Source organism: Aeromonas sp. 600774, from assembly GCF_049175075.1.
Taxonomy (GTDB): Bacteria; Pseudomonadota; Gammaproteobacteria; order Enterobacterales; family Aeromonadaceae; genus Aeromonas; species Aeromonas veronii_A.
Window position 1 is genome coordinate 1 of sequence record NZ_JAAKUJ010000018.1, and the last position, 25311, is coordinate 25311.

At 55.0% G+C, this 25311-nt stretch carries 23 protein-coding genes and 1 pseudogene; 14 read left to right on the forward strand and 10 right to left on the reverse strand.

Annotated elements, in window-relative coordinates; translation table 11 throughout:
• The 5 genes and pseudogenes from G5171_RS18350 to G5171_RS18370 form a co-directional block, all read left to right on the forward strand.
• A pseudogene (locus G5171_RS18350) lies at nt 1–120 on the forward strand (hypothetical protein); the annotation flags it as partial.
• Between the two features lie 71 nt (nt 121–191).
• On the forward strand, nt 192–2639 hold the full coding sequence (locus tag G5171_RS18355) for a TcfC E-set like domain-containing protein (protein WP_421251476.1): 2448 nt from the start codon (nt 192–194) through the stop codon (nt 2637–2639).
• 21 nt (nt 2640–2660) lie between these two features.
• A complete protein-coding gene (locus G5171_RS18360) occupies nt 2661–4280 on the forward strand; it encodes a hypothetical protein (protein ID WP_421251477.1) in 1620 nt (539 codons plus the stop codon).
• 13 nt (nt 4281–4293) lie between these two features.
• Nucleotides 4294–4962 (forward strand): fimbria/pilus periplasmic chaperone, encoded by a 669-nt coding sequence (locus tag G5171_RS18365; RefSeq protein ID WP_421251478.1) that lies wholly within the window; start codon nt 4294–4296, stop codon nt 4960–4962.
• A 332-nt stretch (nt 4963–5294) separates the two neighbouring features.
• Nucleotides 5295–5912 (forward strand): recombinase family protein, encoded by a 618-nt coding sequence (locus G5171_RS18370; RefSeq protein ID WP_421251479.1) that lies wholly within the window; start codon nt 5295–5297, stop codon nt 5910–5912.
• Here the strand turns inward: G5171_RS18370 and G5171_RS18375 are convergent.
• Nucleotides 5909–6232: a hypothetical protein gene (locus tag G5171_RS18375; protein WP_421251480.1), complete on the reverse strand. Its 324-nt coding sequence runs from the start codon at nt 6230–6232 to the stop codon at nt 5909–5911. The two genes, G5171_RS18370 and G5171_RS18375, sit on opposite strands and share 4 nt — an antisense overlap.
• 1269 nt (nt 6233–7501) lie before the next feature.
• Between G5171_RS18375 and G5171_RS18380 the strand changes: the two genes are divergently transcribed.
• The 5 genes from G5171_RS18380 (at nt 7502) to repC (ending at nt 11174) form a co-directional block, all read left to right on the forward strand.
• Nucleotides 7502–8284 carry a hypothetical protein gene (locus G5171_RS18380; protein ID WP_421260560.1) on the forward strand — a complete coding sequence of 261 codons (783 nt, stop codon included), beginning with the start codon at nt 7502–7504 and terminating at the stop codon, nt 8282–8284.
• A gap of 20 nt (nt 8285–8304) precedes the next feature.
• Nucleotides 8305–8907, forward strand: coding sequence for a hypothetical protein (locus G5171_RS18385; RefSeq protein ID WP_421251482.1), 603 nt, complete (start codon nt 8305–8307; stop codon nt 8905–8907).
• A 240-nt stretch (nt 8908–9147) separates the two neighbouring features.
• Nucleotides 9148–9483 carry a helix-turn-helix domain-containing protein gene (locus G5171_RS18390; protein WP_015848536.1) on the forward strand — a complete coding sequence of 112 codons (336 nt, stop codon included), beginning with the start codon at nt 9148–9150 and terminating at the stop codon, nt 9481–9483.
• Nucleotides 9484–9490: 7 nt separating this feature from the next.
• On the forward strand, nt 9491–10348 hold the full coding sequence (locus G5171_RS18395) for a helicase RepA family protein (RefSeq protein ID WP_421260561.1): 858 nt from the start codon (nt 9491–9493) through the stop codon (nt 10346–10348).
• Complete coding sequence (repC, locus tag G5171_RS18400) at nt 10335–11174, forward strand: replication protein C, IncQ-type (protein ID WP_047439884.1); 840 nt, start codon at nt 10335–10337, stop codon at nt 11172–11174. The genes G5171_RS18395 and repC overlap by 14 nt, the downstream gene beginning before the upstream one ends.
• A gap of 158 nt (nt 11175–11332) precedes the next feature.
• On the opposite strand, the gene G5171_RS18405 is transcribed toward repC, so the two are convergent.
• From G5171_RS18405 to G5171_RS18445, 9 genes are all read right to left on the reverse strand, one after another.
• Complete coding sequence (locus G5171_RS18405; RefSeq protein WP_421260562.1) at nt 11333–12472, reverse strand: site-specific integrase; 1140 nt, start codon at nt 12470–12472, stop codon at nt 11333–11335.
• Between the two features lie 162 nt (nt 12473–12634).
• Complete coding sequence (mnmE, locus tag G5171_RS18410) at nt 12635–13996, reverse strand: tRNA uridine-5-carboxymethylaminomethyl(34) synthesis GTPase MnmE (protein WP_019445516.1); 1362 nt, start codon at nt 13994–13996, stop codon at nt 12635–12637.
• A 99-nt stretch (nt 13997–14095) separates the two neighbouring features.
• Complete coding sequence (yidC, locus tag G5171_RS18415) at nt 14096–15742, reverse strand: membrane protein insertase YidC (RefSeq protein WP_421260563.1); 1647 nt, start codon at nt 15740–15742, stop codon at nt 14096–14098.
• Between the two features lie 5 nt (nt 15743–15747).
• Nucleotides 15748–15996: a membrane protein insertion efficiency factor YidD gene (gene yidD / locus G5171_RS18420; protein ID WP_075116235.1), complete on the reverse strand. Its 249-nt coding sequence runs from the start codon at nt 15994–15996 to the stop codon at nt 15748–15750.
• The gene (gene rnpA, locus G5171_RS18425) at nt 15963–16322 is read right to left on the reverse strand and encodes a ribonuclease P protein component (protein WP_005342318.1); all 360 of its coding nucleotides are present in this window, start codon (nt 16320–16322) and stop codon (nt 15963–15965) included. The genes yidD and rnpA overlap by 34 nt, the downstream gene beginning before the upstream one ends.
• On the reverse strand, nt 16322–16456 hold the full coding sequence (gene rpmH, locus G5171_RS18430; RefSeq protein WP_005307156.1) for a 50S ribosomal protein L34: 135 nt from the start codon (nt 16454–16456) through the stop codon (nt 16322–16324). Before rpmH ends, rnpA begins: the two co-directional genes overlap by 1 nt.
• Before the next feature lie 270 nt (nt 16457–16726).
• Nucleotides 16727–17461, reverse strand: coding sequence for an amino acid ABC transporter ATP-binding protein (locus G5171_RS18435; protein ID WP_421260564.1), 735 nt, complete (start codon nt 17459–17461; stop codon nt 16727–16729).
• A gap of 12 nt (nt 17462–17473) precedes the next feature.
• Complete coding sequence (locus G5171_RS18440; protein WP_013724235.1) at nt 17474–18142, reverse strand: amino acid ABC transporter permease; 669 nt, start codon at nt 18140–18142, stop codon at nt 17474–17476.
• Nucleotides 18143–18901, reverse strand: coding sequence for an amino acid ABC transporter substrate-binding protein (locus G5171_RS18445; protein WP_005339308.1), 759 nt, complete (start codon nt 18899–18901; stop codon nt 18143–18145).
• Between the two features lie 311 nt (nt 18902–19212).
• On the opposite strand from G5171_RS18445, the gene dnaA reads away from it, so the two are divergent.
• The 4 genes from dnaA to gyrB all read left to right on the forward strand — a co-directional run bounded on the left by dnaA (nt 19213) and on the right by gyrB (nt 25284).
• A complete protein-coding gene (gene dnaA, locus G5171_RS18450) occupies nt 19213–20583 on the forward strand; it encodes a chromosomal replication initiator protein DnaA (RefSeq protein WP_005339307.1) in 1371 nt (456 codons plus the stop codon).
• 83 nt (nt 20584–20666) lie between these two features.
• The gene (gene dnaN, locus G5171_RS18455; RefSeq protein WP_005339306.1) at nt 20667–21770 is read left to right on the forward strand and encodes a DNA polymerase III subunit beta; all 1104 of its coding nucleotides are present in this window, start codon (nt 20667–20669) and stop codon (nt 21768–21770) included.
• 2 nt (nt 21771–21772) lie between these two features.
• Nucleotides 21773–22876 carry a DNA replication/repair protein RecF gene (recF, locus tag G5171_RS18460; protein ID WP_421260565.1) on the forward strand — a complete coding sequence of 368 codons (1104 nt, stop codon included), beginning with the start codon at nt 21773–21775 and terminating at the stop codon, nt 22874–22876.
• On the forward strand, nt 22873–25284 hold the full coding sequence (gyrB, locus tag G5171_RS18465; RefSeq protein WP_421260566.1) for a DNA topoisomerase (ATP-hydrolyzing) subunit B: 2412 nt from the start codon (nt 22873–22875) through the stop codon (nt 25282–25284). Before recF ends, gyrB begins: the two co-directional genes overlap by 4 nt.
• Nucleotides 25285–25311: the final 27 nt, after the last annotated feature.

A 25311-nucleotide genomic window follows, 5' to 3' on the forward strand; every position in this document is an offset into this window, starting at 1 on the left:
TGCAAAGAGACCTACTACGACTTGCCCGGTAAAAAGCGTCATTTCAAGAAAGTGGATATGCACAATCCCAAAAGCCACTTGGGCCTATGGCTCGGTCAAGAGTTCATCGTCGTCAAATAACCCATTTGTGCTGGTACTGCCTTCACCACTCGGTTGCGTGGCGGTGTTGTGTTGCCGAAATCTGAAACCATATGCGTGATATCTTGAAGAAAACCTGCTTGTTGCCACTCTCATTGCTGATGGCGATCTCTGCCTCGGCCAACAACGCGGCACCACTCAAGATCGCCAACGTCATTATTCCGGCCAGTTTTGCTCAGGCACTGGCAGAAGGGCTGGTCGTTCCAGTTCGTCTCCAGTACTCGGATAAAAAAAACCGGCTAGACACCCTGACCGATAACCCGATCGGCAATGCCACCCTACTGCTGCAGGACGGCAAGCTGCACCTGCTGCACATCGATTTCGGTGTTGGCCAGCAACAAGGTCTGCTCAACGATCAGCTTACCGCCATGCTCGCCAGTGAACAGAAACGCACGTTTTCTGCCGAGGGTCGCTTACAGATAGATGCCAATGCCAGTATGCAGCTTGACCTGGTGTCCATGTTGCTGACGATTCAAGTCTCACGCGAAGCATTCGGTCAAGCCAGGCAACCGGACAACCGGGTGACCTTGACTCCGACTGTCGACACCTTGACCGGGGTGCATCGCTACAATCTCGGCTACTCCTTCAACAACAATCGGCAAAGCGGTCATAGTGACTCCAGCTTCCTGCAACTGGACAGCACCATCGGGCTGGGGGCTCATCACGTGGCGCTGGACGCATCCCTCTACAATCTTGGCGAACCTGAACAGAGCGGTGATATCTATCGTGTCATGTACGAACGAGATCTGGACGATCGCCGCATTGCAGCCGGCATGGTCTCGGCCTGGGATCTGCAGACTCTGGGGGTGGTGACCGGCTTGAGTGCTGGCCGCATTTATGGGGCATCGTATGGCAACCAGGCCATGTCACGTAAACAGAACGTCGACGCGTCGACGACCCCGGTACAAGTCTTCATGCCTGCTAATGGCGAGGTCAGGGTGTACCGTGAGGATCGCCTGATCAGCCTCCAGAACCTGGCTATCGGCAACCAAAATATCGACACCTCGGCTTTCCCCAGTGGCATCTACAATGTCACAGTCGAAGTCTATGTAGATGGACAGCTGGCCAGCACCACGACCCAGCGTGTTACCAAGTTGGGCGGCAGTCTGGGCTTTACTCAGGAGTGGGGATGGCAATGGTGGGGAGGCATGATGGAAGACGCCCAGAACAACGGTGATTCGCCGCTGTTGGGGGTATCGCTAGCGCGTTCGCTGGATACTCTGGAGCTGGCCACCACAACCTATACCTTCAAGGATGCAGCGGTAGGCGAAGCGCGTGCAAAGTGGCAGGCAACCGATCGTATCAGTGCCCAGTTGCAAAGCATGCTGGCCTCCGACCAATCGTGGCGATTCGTATCCAGCCTCACCCTGCAGGCCCATGACAATGCCTCCCTCTGGGTCAGCCAGGAAAAATTGAACGCAGGTGATGCCCTGGGTGGGAGTGAAACCGAGCTCTACTCTGCCGGCATCACGCTCAATCTGGGGGGCTGGGTCAGCGGTCTCGGCCAGCTCACCTTCAACACCCTGCGCGACCGCCATATGAATAGCGATCGCAACTATGCCGATTACTACCAACACCTTTATGCCGGCAGATACGGAAACCTATCGATGCGCGCCAGCCTGCAGAATGACAGCGGTACGCTCAACGGATTCAATAACAAGAGCATCACGCTGGATTACTCGATCCCGTTCGACAACCTGTTCAGCTTTGGCATGAGCAGCAACGAGCAGGGCGAGACCACGGCCAACGTCAACTACCAGAAACGCATGGACGGTGTCATCAATCTGGCCTCGTTCAATGTCTCGCGTATGGTGCACGGCAGTGATGAACACAATATGGCGCTCTCAGGCACACTAGGGTTCGAGAACAGGGTCATCGGCGGCACCATGACGCTGGGCCGCGGCCACGGTGGCGACATAAATGGCAACCTGATTGCGCGCGGCGCTCTAGTTAACACGGAAGAGTCACTGGTCGCCTCGAGCCGCAGCGCCTCAGGGGCCGGCGTGATTATCAATACCGGGATCGATCGCGAAGGCCAGATGCTCGCCAAGGTCAACGGTCAGGACTACCCCCTGCAAGGGGAACAGACATTCCTAGCACTCCCACCCTATCAGGAGTACGAGGTGGAACTGCTCAACAGCAAGACGGGCAAGGACAGCTACGATATCAATACCGGCAAGCAGCACTACACCCTGTTTCCCGGCAACGTGGCCACCTTGGATGCAAGCAGCTCAATCAAAGAGATGGTCACCGTCTTTGGTGTGATACGAGCCGAGGACGGTAGCCCGCTGGTCAACGCCCGTATCGACAACCATATCGGTACAGCCATGACAAATACCGCCGGTGAATTTTCCTTGGATGTGGATAAAAATCATCCTACATTAACATTTAAACATGGCGATAAATATTGCGAAGCGAATATGGACCTTTCAAGTCATACAGGGGCTGCCTGGGTAGGTGATGTTCTATGTAGAGGCCTAGAAAGTTACGCGATGAGATGATTACATTACACAGGTATCAAAATGAGAATAAAGCAACTAAGTCTATTTTTTCTTTTAACATTACTTATATCGCCAATAGTAAATGCTATCAATGTGACTATTCTTCCACCAACACAAAGTAAGTTTATCAGTATAGAGGACAGAGATAATATTTATATTGGTGCTCTGTCAAGTGGAGCTAGAGTCACAGGTTCAAGTAACTTTACCACTCATCCTGATCACGGTGGACTGTCTTATGTTTCTGATGGTGAAGATAGAACAGTTCCCGGTATGCCTTGGGGTTATATTTACAATATAGAAATATGGGAGGATAATCCTATCGTTAACTCCCCTTACCTAGGATTACACTGTTGGAAATATCAGAGTGGCTGCCAGTCATCTATCTTTGAAGCAAACAACACTTCAATTAAAAATAATGGTTTTCGTCTAGTCACTCATGATAGCAGTGCTCGCTTGATAAACCCTAGAATAAGCCAAGGGTATATGAATTATCTAAAAGGAATGTCTGTAGGAAATCAATTCACTACTAATATAAACTACTGTTGGACCGTCAGTTTATTCTATGGGGTTGACTGCACTACCCACAGTAATGCTGTCGCGGATAACAACCGTTGGCATAAAAAAAGCGTCACCTTCATTAAAGAGGGGCATCTTCGTCTATACAATATTCCTCTCTCTATTGATGTAATGATCTCAAGTAGTGGAGAGTTTTATGTTTCACCTAGCTCTCGAGAGTGTGAAGCACTAATAGTTGAAGGAAATTATGGTGTAGCATGTCGCTTCCTGACGCATGAGTTCACTCTTGCATCATCCATAGATATCGATATGTTATCACTCACTCCAAGCATTAAAGATAGTAGATTGACATACCTCTCACAGAGTGACTTTCAAATAAGCACGGATAAGGGAGTTTGGTATAAACAGGGTTCCAAGATGCCATTTAGCCAGTTAATGAAATCAGATTCTGTTTATGTCTTCTTGTCAAATAATATGATAGGGCAAATTTCTAAAATTCCTCCTCCGAGAAGCCTTGTCGACATGTTTAGATTGATTGTGAGTAATGACCTTCATCCTGGTAGCGGATTTTATGAAATAAAAGGATCTGCTGATGTTAACTTTACCAGCAGGCAGATGTCCGTGGCTATCAGAGAAAAAGATGGGTTAAGCCAACCAGTCAAAATCGGTACAGTGGGCCGTGATAAACTCGAATTTGAATATTTTATTACTGAATCAGCCAGCGTACCATCGGAGTCATTGGAAGTATCTGTCAGACAGGACTTAGGGTCACCATACGAAAAAAACTGCACATTCTATCCCCCTAACAATGTTAATCAGACGTTGGCAGTTCCAATTCCAGCCAGAATACTCTTCACTAACCGTATTGGCTCATCAAAGAACATATCTATCCAAGTTAGCTGTGATGGCACTCCATTAGATCTTAGGCCGTATAACATTATCGAAAGTCGTTCCTCCATCCCTTGGCAAGAGTCTGATAATGTTACAGGGGCGATTCGCTTCTATGATATCAGCTTGCTATTTGACCTCAGATCCAATCAGGTATTCGAGACCATTGAAGGGGAAGCATGGGAAGGAGAAGTGTATCAAAGTGGTACTATCAGTATAAAAAGCGTGTGGAAGTAAACAGATGGTATGGATGCGATTCAAAGTGCTGACGTTCGTAGCCTTTTCTTGGCCAACATTTGCCATAGACATCGGAACGGCCACAACCGTAATGGCTTCCTCGGATGACTTTTTGGCTAAAACAGTCACCAATAACAATACGACCACTAAGGTATATGAGGTTAAGGTTAAAAAAATCACGAATCCCACGACCAGCGGCCAAGCGATAGATATGCCTGCGGGGGAACTTCTATATTCACCAAAACGCTTTGTTCTATCTGCCGGACAACAGCAGAATGTCAAAGTCTTCTACAAGGGCTTGGAGGACCATCAGGAGCGATATTATTGGCTGACCTTCATTGAATCTCCCACCGCTCAGCTGGCAACGCAAGAAGTTAGTGACGTGACAGGGACTCAAGAGATGAAAGTGGCACTGCAATCGATTCTGGTGGTTCGCCCACGGCGGGTACGTTTTGAATATCAGCTAAACTTGGTCGAGGCGAGCATCACCAATACCGGCAACACCTACTTCGAATTCATGGTCAAGCAAGGCTGTGAGCAGCCGGACAGCGAGGCAGACAGCAAATACCTGTTGCCTGGCGAGACCTACAAGAACCCGAGAATCGGCCAAGCAGGGAACCAGAAGCTGATCGTTTATCAGTCCCGCTTCATCCCGGTCGGCAAGGATTGCTGGCCTGACTAGTCGCTTGCAACCGGGCACTTGAAAATGGCCATGTCCTAATTACATGTTGTATGAGGTGCTTGGGCATCCTATCCAGCAAACCTGAAATCGTTAACAACGCAGCTTAAATACGCAAAGAAAACTGAAAAGCGATTTTGTGATGACGAATCACACTTAAAGTTTGTGCTGTCAGATCAAAAGACTATCGAAAGGTCGTGTTTTGAGCATCATGCTGTGGTTTCAAAAAGGTATACCCCATATAAACCACTTAATACCCTCTCGAAAATCATATTGAAACCACTTATATTGAACCAATAGTTCGGAACCACTTTAAACAGACTGATGGGGGTTCAGTGTTCATACGGGCGTATTTACGTGCATCGACTGTGGAACAGGATGCTGAGCGGGCACGAGAGCTGCTGATTGGTTTTGCTGCTGAGCATGGCCATCAGATTGCCAGTTTCTATGTAGAGAATGAGTCGGGGGCGACGCTGGACAGGCCTGAGCTTATGAGGCTGATCCGCGACGCTGCAGATCGTGACATTGTGCTGGTAGAGCAGATTGATCGTCTGGCCCGTCTCAATCAGACAGATTGGCAAACACTGAAGCAGTTGTTGGCCCAGAAACAGCTCTCCATCGTTTCTCCTGAACTTCCGACTTCCTGGGTGGCATTACAGGGGGACAGTCGTTCCGAGTTCACCAGCGCCATCTTGCTGGCTGTAAATGGCATGCTGCTGGATATGCTGGCAGCCGTCGCTCGCAAAGACTACGAAGATCGCCGACGCAGGCAGAAGCAGGGTATTGCCAAGGCCAGGGATGAGGGGAAATATCGCGGTCGCCAGAAAGATGAAAAGAAGCGTCAGCACATCGCCAGGCTGTTGGTGACAGGCCATAGTTATTCCGCGATCCAGGAGATGCTTGGCTGCTCAAGGTACCTTATCGCCAGTGTGGCCAAGGAGACACGCAGTTAGCTCCAGAAGTAGTAATTTTTGATGACCGGCCCACCCTTGCGCTGTGGACGTGGGGTTGTCTTGAGGGTTTTCGCTGTCCAGATAAGGGCGATGCTCAGCGCTGTGAACAGCCCGGCGGGCCAGTGCCAGCAGGTGAGGGCTGCAAGAGCCATTAACTGCAACCAGGCCGTGATGGGGCGCCTGGTGGCCCAGGCCAGTATTGGCCAGCACCAGTAAACCGGTGGCAGGCAGATCAGCAGCCATGCAAACACCGTGTCGCCAAGTGCCATCAAGCCCAGCGCAACCACCGCCATGAGGGCGATATCAGCGATCGGTTTCATGGTGTCGCTCTTTTTTGTGCATTTTGTAGCTATACAGACTCCACACGAAGACAAGCGTGAAGAAGGCCAGCAAGCCTAACATCCCCCAGCTGAACGCATCCATCGTGTTACTCCACCACTGAACATAATTTCAGCATGGCACCGAAGGCATTGGTTTTCAATCAACTTATTGAAAATGTTGATTTTGTTCGCTCGTGACAAAGTTGGAATACTGGAATCCAGTGGCTTATTGACCAGTGGAATCAGCGCCCTTATCCCCGGCCAATCTCTGTCCAATTCCTTTCCACATAACTATCTATCTGGAATCTTGGTGCGGATATTCCAGATAGTGGAATGCCGCTTCAGAACGAGCACTTGGAACATTGATAGGGGCCTTCCCATCTATCTGGAATGTTCGTGCTGTTTTTCGCTCTGGAATGTTGGCCACTCTGTCTGAGGTGAGTGGGAAAACCCGGTGTGCTGGAATTGATGGGGGCAGATTCCTATCTATCTGGAATCTTAGCCTCTGCATTCAGCGAGAGCCAAACCGGCTGACTTGCTATGGGACTAACTCAAGCGATGCCCTTCAACAATCATTCACTACGGCCTAGTTATGCCATTGCCAGACGTTTCCTTGACCCGAAGGCATGCCATCAAGAGCTGCTCCCCATGTTGTTTTATGAGTCTGAAATCAATAACACCCGGCTGATTTTATGAGAGAATTTTGAGCAATATTGTCCCCCGACCGGAAGAGTGCTCATGGCCGAGATCATTGCCTATCAGGCGCAACTTGATTTGGCCAGAAAGGTAACGCCGGTTGACCAGATCCCGGAAAAAACCTTAATCGCTGGCATTTAGGCGAGGGTAACCTGATTGAGCTGCCATCGAGCAGATCGCCATCTCCAACCAGTGGGGAACCGATACCGAACTGTTGCTGCAGGGTATGACACAGTTGGGCTACCAGATTGAAAAGGTCTAGCAATACAAGGGGATATTGAGGTTTGACGGGCCATCCATCCGATGATGGGCTGGCCGTGATATCACCGATAAGCAAACCACGCTGGCAGGCCAAAAACCGTCAAACAACAACCCCAGCGTAAGTTGCATAGCAACCAAGCGGCCGGGGTCATGTTGCTGGCAACCTTAAAGATACGCCCTCTTTCAGTCAAACATTTTTGCCCCATTTTGTGACGGATAGGGTGTTAGTCGAGTGGGTATTAAAGCAGGATCTCAAAGGCTCTTCAGCTACGTGAGAGCCTGCTTGAAATATCAATATTACAAGGAGTTGCGATGCTACATGCAATCCTGCATGGCAAGGCTGGGCGTATCGAGCGGGAAGGGGAATCCCTGCGCTGGCGCGACCTGTTTAAAGGCAGCGAAGATCTGCTAACTGCCACTTTCTTTGGCCGTCTGCCCCACCTCTCTGACGGTGCTCTGCGTGCCTTGCTGCACTTTCTACTCGGTGACAATCCGCTAGACCTGGCCACCTTTCACCGGCTGGAGCTGTGGCCAAAACTGGCATCGCTGCAGGATCGCCGTTATGTCGAGCCCGATGTGTTGCTCCACTTTGACGACGCACTGGTGGTTATCGAGGTGAAGCCCCCGTTCGGTGGTGACCAGTATCGGGAGCAGTGGCTGGCACAGGTCAATGCTGTGGTCAGCGAAGCCGAGTTTGATGACTATGAAGACCGGCTATATTACGTTGCGCTTGGTAATATCCCTGTCGCCCCGCTGATTCGCCCAGAGCTGCCCGCACGCTTTGTCCAGATGACCTTGCGTGAATGGGAGCCACTGCGCCGCTATCTGCAAACTGCCTCCGAGTTTGAATCCTGCCGTCAGGATCGCGCCATTCGCGATGAGTGGCTGCAGGCGTTTGAGCTGTTTGGCATGGCCCCGGTGGTGCCTGAATGGGCGCCGCTGTTTGCCTACGCAGGGCTGCTGGACCTGGATTGCGGGGTGATGTCTGAGCGGGAAACTCCCCTACCGGCTGAACCTACTGGTTGGGCTGCTCTGCTCGACTATGCCGGGACATTGCACCTCTCTCGCCCCGATTTCTCTTTTTTGAATCACTGACTTTGGCTAAGGATGCCGTCATGCAACACGATCTTGAACAGACCACCCAGCTGGTTACCCAACTGCAAAAAGCCCACCGACTCGCCGCCGGTTTCTACCAGCGTATCCTGCCGCTATTCGATCAGATCGCCAGTCAGGCGCTGGACGCCGAGTTCTGGTATTGGGAGCCCAGCGAAAATAGCCGCCCCTGCCGCTCGGGAACCCGCCCATCCAGCAGTTGGGCATGGGACTATCTGCCACTGTTTGCTTCTACCCATTGTTACCGTGATTGGGGTGGCGATACGGCCGAAAAGAACGATATCACTCTGGCTTTCCGCCTTTACATTGATAGCGATTTTCGCCATACCTCAGTGCTGCGGGCAGGGGTAAAAGGCCAGCCAGACCCTCTGCAACTTGATGGCCAAGCCATTGTTGAAGTGAGTCTGTTCCGTTGTCTGGAAGATAGCGACAAGCATTTCGATGAGCTGTGGCGCCCGGTGCCTTGGCCCCTTCATCAACCGGATTGGAAGCAAAGTGAGGAGTGCGGCCAGCTCGCCTTGTGCTCCAATCATCTGCCGCTCGCCCAGCTGCTTGCCGACCCTGATAGCGTGGCTGATTGGATCAAAGAAATGAACCATCGCTGAGCCTGTGGTTGGCTTGGGATCGCCAACCTAGTGGAGCCTGATGACTTTACTGGCGGTCTCTCGCCAAAATGTCATTTGGCTCTACCAACCCCCCTTCCTGTTTCCATCTTAAATTTCACATCCGAAAATTTTCCAGAAAACGCTGTAAGTGCCCAAAACGGGCACTTACAGCGGTCTGGATTTCGTTAGGTCCCCGGTACGCTCTTGCATGCTGATGTTTGTAACTAGGAGACAATCTGCATGCGCGAACAAAATTCGTCAGTTTTCAGTGATCCGAATGGGGCAATCCTGAAAGAGCTTTATGAGCTTAAGCAGTTGGTAATCCAGCAAGGACAGGCGCAAAAAGAGGTGCTTTCTGCCGAGGAGTGCGCTGAGTTGCTGGGGGTTTCTGTCTGCTATGTGTACCGGCTGACCAGTGAAAAGCGTCTGCCGCATTACAAGCCACAAGGCAAAAAGATCTACTTCAAGCGCGTTGAGCTGCTGGACTGGCTGCTCTCCCACCGCATTTCACCAGACGCCGAACTCACTGAGCATGTAACCAAGCGTGTGCGGCAAGCTAGCCATGGGCGGTTGTGAGGTGGGTATGACACAGGATCTGATTACATCTCTCTGCCCCCAGGATCTCCGGTCGGCTTTTATTGAACCTCCGAAACCCCTCGATTTTGTCCTCCCGGGGCTGCCTGTTGGCTGCGTTGGTGCGTTGGTGTCACCGGGAGGGGTGGGCAAATCGATGTTGGCATTGCAACTGGCAATGCAGATCGCCGGTGGGCCGGATTGGATTGGACTTGGCAAGCTGGGCAGGGGAACCGTGCTCTACCTGCCTGCTGAGGACCCTTGGCCTGTACTGCACCAGCGCTTGTTTGCCTTGGGCGGAGGTCTTGATGCTGAACTTCGTGCCAACGTCGAACGAAACCTTCGTCTTATACCGCTGCAGGGCTCCAGTCCGAATGTGCTGGATAGCCATTGGTGGGAAGCGATTGCTATATGGGCTGAAGGGGTGAGGTTGATTGTCATCGATACTTTGAGGCGCTTCCACGATGCCGACGAGAACGCGGCCTGTGCCATGATGCAGGTACTGGGTCAGTTGGAGCGGCTGGCCATGAGGCTGGGATGCGCTGTGTTGTTTGTACACCACACCAGCAAATCCGCAGTATTCCAAGAAGTTGGCGATCTGCAGCAGGCAAGCCGTGGTTCGTCGGTGCTGGTAGACAATGTGCGCTGGCAGGGCTACCTCGCCACTATGACCAAGAAAGAGGCGCAGCAGCTGGGTGTATCGGCAGAGAAGAGCAAGCTTCACGTGCGGTTTGGGGTAAGCAAAAGTAATTATGGGCCGCCACTACCGGAGTGCTGGTTGGTGCGGGGGGACGGTGGCGTGCTGTATCCCGCTCCCGCTAGGTTGGGCGTAACACGCCGAGCGGGAGGCAAACGTGTCTTGCTTTGAATTGACCCATGCTAGGCATGACCATATGCACTGTCTTGCACCCGGGTTGTTTAGGGCGATCTCGCATGGCCAACGCCGCCGTGACAAGCTGGAGGTGATTTACCGTTTCGGTGGTGGCAATCAGATCGAGTTCTCCGGGCCTGAGCCGCTGGGTGCAGATGACCTCCGTGTGCTTCAGGGGTTGGTTGCCCTGGCTGGACTTGAGTCACAAAGTAACGAGATTGAGCCAGTTGCGGTGAGCGAAACTGGGGCGATATTGCGAGATCTTCTGGATCTTCGTTGGGCTGCCAACCAGCAAAGGGTATTGGTGGTCAGAAGCAGCCTGCGCAAACTGGCCAAGGAGGTTGGATACGCCAATCCTCGGGATACCAATACTGTACGTTGCTGTATCGAGCGATTGTGGAAGGTGTCGGTGATCGCAAAGGTGGCTGGCCAGCGTAGCGGCTTTCGCTTATTGGCGAACTATGTCAGTGACACTCAGACTGATGGACTTTTTTTGGCGCTTAATCCCTTGCTGACCTATGCCATTATGGGTAATGGTCGCCATGTTCGTATCGACATGACAGAAGTTCGGCACTTGAATGGCAGCATCGCTCGGTTGTTGCATCAGCGGCTATGTGCCTGGGTGGATTGTGGTCAGAAAAGGGCAGTGCAGTTAGACACCTTGGTCGCTTATGCCTTTCCCGATGAGGTCAGCACGGCCACCCATCGCAAGCGGCAATCACGAGTTCGTAAGGCATTGGATGAGCTGACTGCTTTGGGCTGGTCTATCTGCGAACATGCCAAGGGGCGCTTTACCATCGGCCGGCCTGCACTATCACGATAACGGTCACAAGCCAATTCAGTGAAACCCAGTTACCGCTTGGGCTGCAGGGCGATCCTGAAATCCGATCTATATTATCTAAGATAATCTAGGCCAGCGCATAGTTGCGCTGGCCTATTTGTTGGCTCTTCCTGGCCATGATCTCGTCGAGGGTGCTTCTATCACCCCAAGACATTGGGGAAATCGAGCATGGCATCTCGGCGCCGCGATTCAAGAATGTCGGCGTAGATCTCGGTAGTTCTCAGCTCACTGTGCCCCAGCAAGCGGGAGAGGGCATAGATATCGACGCCGCGGTTAAGCTGGATGACGGCGAAGGTATGACGCGCGCTGTGGAAGGTTACCTTCTTGGTTATACCCGCCAGCAACGCCCACCGGGTGAGCTCCATGTTGTGCCAAGCCGAGTACTTGAGGCCCTTGAAGATCCGCTCTGTTGCCTTGCCTGGGCGCCCCATCAGCTGCATCGCCATGTCATTCAAATCTAGGTATTGCAGGCCGCTGGTCTTTTTCTGGGTGAAGACGATACGGTAATGGCTATAGAAGGGCTCCAGCTCGGCCCAGGTCAGCTTGTGAATGTCGGACCAGCGCAAGCCAGTGCAACAAGAGAACAGAAAGGCGCGCTTAAGAACGTCGTAGCGGCACTCGGCCTGGGCCAGGGCTCGTACCTCGTCTTCGGTCAGATAAACCCGTTTGTTCTTCTCCCCCTGGATAGCTTTGACTCGTCGTACCGGATTATCCGGTAGCAGCCGTTCCTGCTCAGCCTGGTTCAGGGCCGCCCTTAACTTGTTGAAATAGGCACTCTGGGTGTTGCGGCTCAGTGGTGTGCCGCTTTTGGTTCGGGCTTTGTGCATCAGGTAATGCCGAAAACCCTCCAGGAACAGCTGATCTACTTCCTCGAAAGTCAGCTCCGGCAGCTTATGGTACTGGCGTAAATGCTTGAGGGCTGATATCCAGATGGAGTGGTTGCTCTTGCTGCCTGCCGCTTTTTGGTCTGTAACCTCTTGGAAGTACTCGAAGAAGCTGGCCTTGTAGGCGTTCGAGAAATCCAGATGGTGTTTACCAGTCTCGTACTCGAAGAGTCGCTTGGCGCGGATGGCTTCGGCTGCTCGCTGGGTTTCTTTGTTGTGGAGTCGCTGTGCTGGTGTACGCGGCTTGTCGTACAAGAAGAGATCTAGGGGCTCTCTGCTGCGTTTGTGCTTGCGGATGCCCGTGGTTGGTTCAAGGTAGGAGCCGGCGTAATAGGTTAAGCGCAGAGCGCGCTTGCCTTCGGCGTCAGGTTCGCGGAATTCGATGCTGATCTTCATAATTGTCCCCCGAGAGTACCCCGAGAGGTTACTTCGGGGTACTCTCGGGGTAAATTCTCACGAAACAAGATCAGGCAAGAATAGCCAGTAAAAAACAAAGTCCAATATTTACAATGCCTTATGTTCTCACTGGCTGCTTTTTATTGCTGATTTTTCACCACATTACTTGCCGATGCAGAAGCTGGAGAAGATACGGCCCAGCAGATCGTCGGAGCTGAATTCGCCGGTGATCTCGGAGAGGGACTCCTGCGCCAGGCGCAGCTCTTCGGCCACCAGCTCACCGGCCACGAACACTTCCAGCTGCTCCTTGGCCACCAGCAGGCGCTCGGCGGCGCGCTCCAGCGCATCCAGATGGCGGCGACGGGCCATAAAGCCCCCTTCGGTGTTGCCCTGGAAGCCCATGCAGGCTTTCAGGTGCTCGCGCAGGGCGGGCAGCCCCAGTTCGGTCTTGGCGGAGATGCGATAGACGGCATGGCCCTGCTCCTGGCTCGGTGCCAGATCCTCGCCGGTCAGGTCGGCCTTGTTGCGAATGACGGTGAGGCCGATATTTTTTGGCAACCGATCAACAAATTCCGGCCAGATCTCCCGCGGGTCAACCGCATCCGTAGTGGTGCCATCCACCATAAACAGCACTCGGTCTGCCTGTTCGATCTCTGCCCAGGCGCGCTCGATACCGATCTGCTCCACCTTGTCCTGAGTGTCGCGCAAACCGGCGGTGTCGATGATGTGCAGTGGCATGCCATCGAGATGGATGTGCTCGCGCAGCACGTCGCGGGTGGTACCGGCAATCTCGGTGACGATGGCCGACTCGCGCCCCGCCAGGGCATTGAGCAGGCTCGATTTGCCGGCGTTGGGACGACCGGCGATCACCACCTTCATCCCTTCCCGCAGCAGGGCGCCCTGCTTGGCTTCACCACGCACGTCGTCCAACTCGGACATGATGGCGTAGAGATCGCCCGCCACCTTGCCATCGGAGAGGAAATCGATCTCCTCGTCCGGGAAGTCGATGGCCGCTTCCACATAGATGCGCAGCCGGATCAGGCTCTCCACCAGTTGCTGGATTTTACTGGAGAACTGCCCCTGCAGGGAGTGCATGGCGCTGCGGGCGGCCTGTTCGCTGGAGGCTTCGATCAGATCGGCGATGGCTTCGGCCTGGGCCAGATCCAGCTTGTCGTTGATGAAGGCGCGCTCGCTGAACTCGCCGGGGCGGGCAGGGCGGATGCCATCGATTTTCAGAATGCGGCGGATCAGCATGTCCATGATGACGGGACCGCCGTGGCCCTGCAGCTCCAGCACATCCTCGCCGGTGAAGCTGTTGGGGGCTTTGAACAGCAGGGCGATGCCCTGATCCAGTACCTGGCCTTGCTCATCCTTGAACGGCAGATATTCGGCGTAGCGCACCCGCGGGAGCTTGCCGAGCACTATTCCGGCGACCTGTTCGGCGGCGGGGCCGGAGACCCGGACTATGCCGACGCCACCACGGCCTGGCGCGGTGGCCTGGGCCACGATCGTATCTGTTGTCATCTTGCTTGGCTCGTTTGTTCGCTGATAGGAAAACGTAGTGGGAGACATTGTAATAAAAAAGGCGGCCCGAAGGCCGCCTCTTTTGTCATCACGGGAAGATTAGCTGCGTGAATGCAGTCCTTTCTTCTCCAGCTGACGATAGATGATGGTCTGCTGGATGATGGAGATGACGTTGCTCACCAGCCAGTAGAGAGTCAGACCAGCCGGGAACCAGAGGAACATGAAAGTGAAGATGATCGGCATGAACTGCATCACTTTCTGCTGCATCGGGTCGGTTACGGTGGTCGGGCTCATCTTCTGCAGATACCACATGGAGGCACCCATGAGGATTGGCAGCACGAAGAAGGGGTCCTTCACTGACAGGTCAGTGATCCACAGGGCAAACGGCGCGTGACGCAGTTCAACGGACTCCATCAGTGCCCAGTAGAGGGCGATGAAGATCGGCATCTGAACCAGGATCGGCAGGCAGCCACCCAGCGGGTTGACCTTCTCCTTCTTGTACAGCTCCATCATGCCCTGAGACATCTTCTGGCGGTCGTCGCCGAAGCGCTCGCGCAGGGCCGCAATCTTGGGTTGCAGCATGCGCATCTTGGCCATGGAGGTGTACTGGGCCTTGGTCAGCGGGAACATGATGCCGCGCACCAGCAGGGTCAGCATGATGATGGCCAGACCCCAGTTCTGGACGAAACCGTGGAACACGGTCAGCAGCCAGTGCAGCGGTTGGGCGATGAACCACAGCCAGCCGTAGTCGACGGTCAGGTCGAGGTGGTTAGCCACCTTGGCCATCTGGTCTTGCAGCTTGGGACCAACCCACAGCTTGCTGGTCACTTCAGCCTGTTGGCCGGCAGCCACGTCAACCAGCGGCGCCTTGTAACCGATGATGGCCTGGCCTTTGCCCGGGATCACACGGCTGTAGAAGCTGTTGGTATCGCCGGCATTTGGTGCCCAGGCAGAGACGAAGTAGTGTTGCAGCATGGCGACCCAACCACCCTTGGTGGTCTTGTTCAGGTCGGCATCCTTCATCTCGTCGAAGGTGTACTTCTTGTAGCGGGTATCTTCAGTGGAGAAGGCACCACCACGGTAAGCGCTGGCTACCATGGCATGACCTTCCTGATCCTTCGGTGTGGCTACGGTCTGCTTCAGCTGACCATAGAACTGCACCTGAACCGGCTCGGCAGATTTGTTGTCGATCTTGTAATCAACGCCAACGGCATAGTCGCCACGCTTGAGGATGAACTCCTTGGTGAAGACAACGCCCTTGCTGTCGGTCCAGGTCATCGGAACGACGACTTGATCCTGACCATCGGCCAGCTGATAGCTGGTCTGGGCGGCTTCATAGGTAGGACGACCTTCGGCCTGACTGTCCGGACCGTTGCGACCCACCAGACCGCTCTGGGCGATATAGAGGTGCTCAGGCTTGCTGGTCAGCAGCACGAACGGTTGGTCCTTGCCCTCTTCCAGTTGGTGAGACAGCAGTTCGGCAGACACGATGTCGCCACCCTGGGTATCCAGGGTCAGCTTGAGCACGTCAGAGGAGACGGTGATCAGCTTGCGTGCGGCAGTCGCATTGGCTTGCTCGGAAACCTGAGGAATATCACCGGATTGACCGGCTTCAGGTACGAAATGTTCGGTTTGGGCCACGGTCGTCGGGGCCGGCTTCGGAGCCTTGTCGGACTCCCACTGTTGCCAGAGCAGAAAGCTCACGAACAGCAAACCGATCAGGAGTAGATTGCGTTGTGATTCCATAGTTTTCAGTTTCTTCGCTTTGGTTGCGGAACCGGGTCATAACCACCCTCGGATAAGGGATGGCATTTTAATAGACGTTTGCTGGCTAACCAAACGCCTTTTATGAAACCGTGAAGTCGGATGGCTTCTATCGCAAATTGGGAACAAGTTGGAGTAAAACGGCAGCGCGGCCCGAGCAGAGGGCTAATGATTAGCTGATACAGGCGTATCAGTTTGATAGCTACCCATTGCAACGGCGTGACAGGGTGCGCCATAGCTTTTCCAGTAACTTGAACAGTTCCTCGTTATCCATCTCTTTCACACCGGCCTTGGCGATCACCACGATGTCGATAGCGGGCAGCTGATGTTGTTTTAGGCGGAAACTTTCCCGAACCACCCGTTTGACACGATTACGCCAAACGGCACGCTTGAGTGCTTTTTTGGGCACAGCGAGACCAAGACGAGGGTGTTCGAGCGAATTGGGAGAAGCGAGAAGGGTTATCTGCGGAGAGGCGGCCCGGACAGGCTCGGCGAAAACGCGTTTGAAGTGTTCGGGAGTTAACAGACGTAACTCCCGAGAGAAGGTGTGCTGGGTAGGCATTAGACTACCAGGCGGGCACGACCCTTGGCACGACGAGCGGCCAGAACTTTACGACCGTTGGCAGTTGCCATGCGGGCGCGGAAACCGTGAGAGCGCTTGCGCTTCAGGTTGGACGGTTGAAAAGTACGTTTCATGATTCGATTCCGTATTTCTGTACAGTTTTGATTGTCACACTTAGCCGACGCGCCAGCTATAGCGTGTGACGACTAGCAAAAGAGGCCGAATTCTAAACAGAGTTCGGCTTTTAGTCAATCCGCCGTTCCCTCTCATCCTGCCATGGTCTTGAAAAGGCCACTGCCGAGCGTGAGGATCCAGAGGATCAAGGGCTCCGGATTATACTGGCAACCCGTGGTTAAACAAGGGATCCCTCAATAAAAAAGGCGGCCAAGCCGCCAAAGAGAGAGCTATTTAAGGACTTTCCGCAAGAACTCCCGGGTACGGGGATCCTTGGGAGCGACCAATATCTGATCCGGCGGGCCCTGCTCGACGATCCGCCCCCCTTCCATGAAGATCACCCGATCGGCAACATCACGAGCAAATTCAATCTCATGAGTAACCACCACCATGGTCTGGTGCTGGCGGGCCAACTCTTTCATCAGTCCCAAAACCTCGTCGACCCACTCGGGATCGAGGGCCGAGGTGGGCTCGTCAAACAGGATCACCTTGGAGTGTGCCGCCATGGCGCGACCAATGCCGACCCGCTGCTGCTGGCCGCCGGAAAGGGAGGCCGGATAGGCATCCTGCTTGTCGGCAAGACCAATGTCCTTGAGGATGCCGAGCGCTGTGGCGCGGGCTTCAGCTTTTGGCTGCTTCCAGACGGTGATCAGCCCTTCGGCGATGTTGTCGAGCGCCGTCTTGTTGGCAAAAAGGGCGTAGTTCTGGAACACGAAGGAGGCCCGCTTGCGCAGCTCGATCGCCTGCTGTTCACTGGCCTTGGCCAGATTGAGCTCGAGATCGTCGATGGCCAGGGTGCCCGCATCCGGGGTCTCCAGCAGGTTCAGGCAGCGCAACAGGGTCGACTTGCCGGTGCCGGAGGGGCCTATGATGACGACAATTTCCCCCTTTTTGACCTCCAGATCGATGCCGTTGAGTACCTGATTGCCTTGATATGCCTTGGAGAGGCCGGTTAGCTTGATCATGAGAGCCCTCCTTTAATAGGCACGGTTGAGACGAATTTCCAGCAGGTGCTGCAAGCGGGTAAAGAAGATCACCACCACCCAGTAGATCAGCGCCACCGCCATAAAGCTCTCGAAGAACTTGAAGGAGGAGGAGGCTTCCATCTGCGCCTTGCCCATGATCTCGGCCACTCCCAGTGTGAAGGCCAGCGAGGTGCTCTTGATCATGTCGATGAAGTAGTTCATCAGCGACGGGGTGGCGATACGGGCCGCCTGCGGCAGGATGATCCGCTGCATCGCCTGATAACGGCTCATGCCGATACTGAGCGCCGCTTCCATCTGGCTTTTGTGAATGCCGAGGATGGCTGCTCGGATCGACTCGGCCATGTAGGCGGCGAAATGCAGGGTCAGACCGACGATGGCGGCAGTAAAGGCATCCATCCCCACGAAGATCGGGAACAGTTGCGGCAGTCCGTAGTAGAGCAGGAACAGCTGAACGAGTAGCGGTGTACCCCGAAAGAACGAGATATAGAGCATCGCCAGCCAGTGAATCGCGGGGACGCGAAACACCCGTACTATCGCCAGGGCCAGCGAGAGTACGAGTGCCAGCACGAATCCCCACAGGGCCATTTCCATCGTGGTGCCCAGGTATTTGAGCAGGATGGGAAACAGCCCCAGCGTGTATTCGAGGTCAAATTCCATCATTTATTTGTCGGTGATGTCGGACGCGAACCATTTCTCGGAGATCTGACGCAGTGAGCCATCCTTGCGCATGGCGGTCAGGGCCTCATCGACCTTCTTCAGCAGCGCCTGTTTCTCCGGGGTCTTCAGGAAGGGCAGGGCGTTCTCGATAGTCTCGAACGGTGCGCCTGCCTGTTGCAGCGGCAGCTTGGACTCTTTGATCAGCTGGGCGGTGGAGACGCGGTCCATCACGAAGGCATCGATGCGACCCAGGGCGACATCCTGCTCGAAGGCGGAGTCATAGGTGCGGATGTCGATCTTCTTGTTCGGGTCGTTCTTGCGCAGCAGCTCTTCAAAGTTGGAACCCAGGTTCACGGCCACCTTCTTGCCTTCCAGATCCTTGATGCCATGAATGGTGCTGTTGCCCTTGCGTACCACAATCTGGGCGCCGTCATAGACGTAAGGCTGGGAGAAGTCGTACTTCGCCTTGCGCTCGTCGGTGATGGTGATCTGGTTGGAGATGGTATCGATGCGGCCGGTTTCCAGCATGCCGAACAGGCCGGAGAAGCTGGCGGTCACGAATTCGACCTTGTAGCCGGTGCGCTCGCCGATCTGGTTCCACATATCCACTTCAAAGCCCTGCAGCTTGTCCTGCTTGACGAAAGTGAACGGGAAATATTTGCCAGACATGCCGACCTTGATGGTCTCCTGGGCGATGGCCTGACCGGACAGGGTGGCGAGCAGGATGGCTGCGCCGGAAATAAGCTTGATGGAAGTTTTCATGGGGTTTCTCTCTCTAAATGTCTTGTATTTGTAGTTGTAATAACTGCTTTGGCGCTGATGTTATTGGAATAAAATTTAAAAAATAAATGACATTTGGTTATATGAAATAACAGGAGTGCAGCACGAGATCCGCCAGTTGCAGCAGTGGATCAAGCTGTGGGTAACTTTGGGGATGAAATCCGATCCAAAGGCGCTGGATCCTTGAAAGTCAAGGATCTTATTTGCTGGATCCACCGGGCGATGGCTGGAGATCCGGCGGCTAAAAACGTAGAATAGCCGGTCTTTAGTTAATCAATCGACAGGAGTTTAGAGTGACTGCTTCGCTATGGCAGCAGTGCCTTAACCGGCTGCAAGATGAGTTGCCCTCGGCAGAATTCAGCATGTGGATCCGGCCGCTTCAAGCGGAGTTGAGTGACAATACTCTGACCCTGTATGCACCGAATCGCTTTGTTCTGGACTGGGTACGAGACAAGTATCTCATCCGGGTTAACGGCATCATCAACGAACTCTGCGGGGTCGACGGCCCCGCCCTGCGTTTTGATATAGGCAATCGTCCCCATCCTGTTGCTGTCGCCAGAGCGCCGGTACAGGGTGCCGCGCCTGTGAATAACTTGCAGAAGAGCTGGGAAAGCAAGGCTGAAGCCAAGCCCGAGCCGAACCACAAGAGCAACACCAACGTGAACTATACCTTCGAGAATTTCGTCGAGGGTAAGTCCAACCAGTTGGCGCGTGCGGCTGCCCGTCAGGTAGCGGACAATCCGGGTGGTGCTTACAACCCGCTGTTCCTCTATGGCGGCACCGGCCTGGGTAAAACCCACCTGCTGCACGCCGTTGGCAATGCCATCAAGGAGAGTAAAAAAGATGCCAAAGTCATCTATATGCACTCCGAGCGGTTTGTTCAGGACATGGTGAAAGCGCTGCAAAACAACGCCATTGAAGAGTTCAAGCGTTACTACCGCAGCGTCGATGCCCTGCTCATCGATGACATCCAGTTCTTCGCCAACAAGGAGCGCTCCCAGGAGGAGTTCTTCCATACCTTCAATGCCTTGCTGGAAGGTAACCAGCAGATCATCTTGACCTCGGATCGCTATCCGAAGGAGATCAACGGTGTAGAAGATCGCCTCAAGTCCCGCTTCGGCTGGGGCCTGACCGTGGCGATCGAGCCGCCGGAGCTGGAGACCCGTGTCGCGATCCTGATGCGCAAGGCAGACGAGAACCAGATCCATCTGCCGGACGAAGTGGCCTTCTTCATTGCCAAACGTCTGCGATCCAACGTCCGTGAACTGGAAGGCGCCCTCAACCGGGTGATCGCCAACGCCAACTTCACCGGCCGTGCCATCAACATCGATTTCGTGCGCGAAGCGCTGCGCGACCTGTTGGCACTGCAGGAGAAGCTGGTCACCATCGACAATATCCAGAAGACGGTGGCGGAGTACTACAAGATCAAGCTGGCGGATCTGCTCTCCAAGCGTCGTTCCCGCTCCGTTGCCCGTCCGCGCCAGTTGGCGATGGCGTTGGCCAAGGAGCTGACCAACCACAGTTTGCCGGAGATAGGTGATGCCTTTGGTGGCCGTGACCACACTACCGTTCTTCATGCCTGCCGCAAGATCGAGCAGCTGAAGGAGGAGAGTCACGACATCAAGGAGGACTATTCCAACCTGATCCGTACCCTTTCTTCCTGATAACGGAATCGAGTGGACAGATGCAGCGCGAATATTCCAACCTGATCCGAATCTTTTCCTCCTAATCACAACGGAGAGCACAGATGCAGCTCGAAATTAGCCGTGAGGCCCTGTTACGTCCTCTGCAACTGGTGTCCGGCGCCCTCGGCGGCCGACCGACCCTGCCGATCCTCGGCAACGTGCTGCTTGATGTCAGCAATGGTCTGCTGTCACTGACCGGTACCGATCTCGAAGTAGAGATGATCGGTCAGGTCTATCTGAACGGGGCCAGTGAAGATGGCCGCACCACAGTACCGGCGCGCAAGCTGCTGGATATCTGCCGTGGTCTGCCGGAAGGCGCCGAGATCCGTCTCAATACCGAAGGCGAGCGCCTGATCATCCGCTCCGGTCGCTCCCGCTTCAACCTCTCGACCCTGCCGGCGACCGAGTATCCGAACATCGAGGATTGGGAATCCGTGCTCGAGTTCGATATCAGCCAGCTGGAGCTGAAGAAGCTGATCGATGCGACCCAGTTTTCCATGGCAAGCCAGGATGTGCGTTACTACCTGAACGGCATGCTGTTCGAGAGCGAAGGTCACGGTCTGCGTACCGTGGCGACCGACGGTCACCGTCTGGCCACCTGCCGCCGCGAGGTGGTAGGGGAATCGCTGCCCGATCATCAGGTTATCCTGCCGCGCAAAGGGGTACTGGAGCTGGTGCGTCTGCTGGAGGCGGAAGACAAGCCGGTGCGGCTGCAGATCGGTCGCAGCAATCTGCGTGCAGCCCTCGACGGCTTCATCTTCACCTCCAAGCTGGTGGATGGCCGCTTCCCGGACTGGCGCCGCGTCATTCCGCGCAACAGCGACAAGGCCCTGATCGCCGGTCGTGAGGATCTGCGTCAGGCGTTTGCCCGCGCCGCTATCCTCTCCAACGAGAAATTCCGTGGGGTGCGTCTCAATCTGCAGGAAAACCTGCTGCGCATCACCGCCAACAACCCGGAACAGGAAGAAGCCGAAGAGCTGCTTGACGTACAATATGCCGCTGGCGAGATGGAGATCGGCTTTAACGTCTCTTATGTGCTGGACGTGCTGAATACGTTAAAATGTGACCAAATTCGGATTAGCCTGAGCGATTCCATCAGCAGTGCCATTATTGAGGATTTTGAACATCAGGATGCTCAGTACGTGGTGATGCCGATGCGGATCTAGTCGTGTCCCTGGTCAAACTCCAGCTCAGCGACTTTCGCAATATCCAGCAAGCCAGTCTCAAGCTGTCGCCCGGCCTCAACATTCTGGTCGGGTGCAATGGCAGCGGCAAGACCAGCGTGCTGGAAGCCATTCACTACCTTGGTCTGGGGCGCTCCTTTCGCACTCATTTGACCGGGCGGGTCATCCGCCAGGGGGAGAGGGCCTTTACCCTGTTTGCCCAGTGCGAGCTGGAGGGGCGTCAGGTACCGATCGGTCTTGCCAAAGACAAGAGTGGCGAGACCCAGCTCAAGATTGCCGGGGCGCAGGCCCAGCGGCTGGCCGATTTGGCGGAGCTGTTGCCGGTGCAGTTGATCCATCCCGATGGCTTCAACCTGCTGACTGGCGGGCCTCAGGCTCGCCGCGCCTGGCTCGATTGGGGCGTTTTCCATCAGGAGCCGACCTTCTTTGCCTTGTGGGGGCGAGTGCGGCGGCTGCTGAAACAGCGCAATGCGCTGTTGCGCCAGAGCACCCAGTACCGCCAGCTGGCGTTCTGGGATCAGGAGCTGGTGCGGCTGGGGGGTGAGCTGGCCGAGTTTCGCGCCAGTTATTGTCAGGCCATTACGCCCCTGATCAAGGAGATGACGGCGGATTTTCTGCCGGAATTCGATATCAGTCTCGGCTTTTACCGGGGCTGGGAGAAAGATACTCCCCTCGGCGATTTGCTGGAGGCGGGGTTTGAGCGGGATCAGGCGCTGGGCTATACCGGTGTCGGTCCACAAAAAGCCGATGTGCGCCTCAAGGCGAACGGGGTACCCGCTCAGGATATTTTGTCCCGGGGTCAGCTGAAGTTGCTGGTCTGCGCCATGCGACTGGCCCAAGGGCTCTATTTGAATCAACATAGCAGCCGTGGCTGTATTTTTTTAATTGACGATTTTGCCTCTGAACTGGATGTCGACAAGCGCCGCTTGCTGGCCGCAAGGCTGAAGCAGTGTGCGTCCCAGGTGTTTATCACCGCCATCGACACCGGTCAGCTCGCAGACATGATGGATGCGAATGACTGCAAGTTGTTCCACGTGGAACAGGGTAAAATCTCCGAAACGTTAGAGAAGGCAGAGAGTAAGCTATGAGTGAAAATACTTACGACTCCTCGAATATCAAGGTGCTGAAGGGCCTGGATGCGGTCCGCAAGCGCCCGGGGATGTATATCGGCGATACGGATGATGGCTCGGGTCTGCACCACATGGTGTTCGAGGTCGTCGATAACTCCATTGACGAGGCGCTCGCTGGCTACTGCTCCGATATTCTGGTCAAGATCCATTCCGATGGCTCCGTCTCCGTGCGTGATAACGGCCGTGGTATTCCGGTCGATATTCACCCGGAAGAGGGCCGCTCCGCTGCCGAAGTCATCATGACCGTGCTGCACGCTGGCGGTAAGTTCGATGACAACTCCTACAAGGTTTCCGGTGGTCTGCACGGCGTCGGCGTCTCCGTCGTTAACGCCCTCTCTGACAAGCTGTTGCTGACCATTCGTCGTAACGGCCACGTCTACGAACAGACCTATCATCTGGGTGAGCCGCAAGCTCCGCTCAAGCAGATTGGCGACAGCACCGGCACCGGTACTGAAGTTCGCTTCTGGCCGAGCCCGACCATCTTCAGCGACACCCTGTTCCACTACGAGATCCTGGCCAAGCGCCTGCGCGAGCTCTCCTTCCTCAACTCCGGTGTTTCCATCCGTCTGATGGATGAGCGTGACGGCCGTGAGGCGCATTTCTGCTACGAAGGTGGCATCAAGGCGTTCGTTGAATACCTGAACCAGAACAAGACCCCGATCCACCCGAAGGTGTTCCATTTCACCACCGAGCAGGATGGTATCGGCGTTGAAGTGGCGATGCAGTGGAACGACGCCTATCAGGAAGGGGTTTACTGCTTTACCAACAACATCCCGCAGCGGGATGGTGGTACTCACCTCGTTGGCTTCCGTACCGCGCTGACCCGTACTCTGAACTCTTATATGGACAAAGAGGACTACAGCAAGAAGGCCAAGTCTGCCGCCAGTGGCGACGACGTGCGTGAAGGTCTGATTGCCGTTATCTCCGTCAAGGTGCCGGATCCCAAGTTCTCCTCCCAGACCAAAGACAAGCTGGTCTCTTCCGAAGTGAAGACCGCCGTTGAACAGGCGATGGGTGAGAAACTGGCCGACTTCCTGCTGGAAAACCCGGGCGATGCCAAGATCGTGGTCAACAAGATCATCGATGCGGCCCGTGCCCGTGAAGCGGCCCGCAAAGCCCGCGAACTGACCCGCCGCAAAGGCGCGCTGGATATCGCAGGTCTGCCCGGCAAGCTGGCTGACTGTCAGGAAAAAGACCCGGCGCTCTCCGAACTCTACATAGTGGAAGGGGACTCTGCTGGCGGTTCCGCCAAGCAGGGTCGCAACCGTAAAAACCAGGCCATCCTACCGCTCAAGGGTAAAATCCTGAACGTGGAGAAGGCCCGTTTCGACAAGATGATCTCCTCGCAAGAGGTGGGCACCCTGATCACCGCACTGGGTTGCGGTATCGGTCGCGACGAGTACAACCCGGACAAGCTGCGTTATCACAACATCATCATCATGACCGATGCGGACGTCGATGGTGCGCACATCCGAACCCTGCTGCTGACCTTCTTCTATCGTCAGATGCCGGAAATCATCGAACGCGGCTACGTCTACATCGCCCAGCCGCCGCTCTACAAAGTGAAGAAGGGCAAGCAGGAGCAGTATCTGAAAGACGAAGACGCGCTGCTGCAGTACCAGACCGCCATGGCGCTGGATGGTGCCACTCTGCACGTCAACGAGTCTGCTCCGGCCATCGGTGGCGAGGCTCTGGAGCGTCTGGTCAACCAGCACCGCTCGGTGACTCACCTGATCACCCGCATGTCTCGTCGTGCGCCGGAAGCCGTGCTGACCCAACTGATCTATCAGCCGGAGTTGAACGAAGCGCTGCTGAACAGCGAGAGCGATCTGCTGGCCTGGTGTCAGGGTATGGAAGCCGTGCTCAACGAGAGCAACCACGGTATCCAGTACCAGATCCAGGTTCGTCGTGACGAAGAGCGCAGCCTGTACGTGCCGCACGCCGTGGTACGTCAGCACGGTGTCGATCGCGAATATCCGCTCAGCTACGACTTCCTGCAATCCTCCGAGTACCGTCAGCTGGTCTCGCTGGGTAAGGAGATCGCCAACCTGATCGAGGAAGGCGGTTACATCAAGCGTGGCGAGAAGGTCAAGCCGGTCTCCAGCTTCGTCGAAGCGGTTGAGTGGCTGATGGGCGAAGGCAAGCGCGGCATCTACATCCAGCGCTACAAAGGGCTGGGCGAGATGAACCCGGACCAGCTGTGGGAAACCACCATGGATCCGGAAGCTCGCCGCATGCTGCGCGTCACCATCGACGATGCCGTCGGTGCCGACCAGCTCTTCTCCACCCTGATGGGGGATGCAGTAGAGCCGCGTCGCGACTTTATCGAGACCAACGCCCTGCGCGTAGCCAACCTCGACGTCTAATTCGACGCTGTCAGTTCGATATAAAAA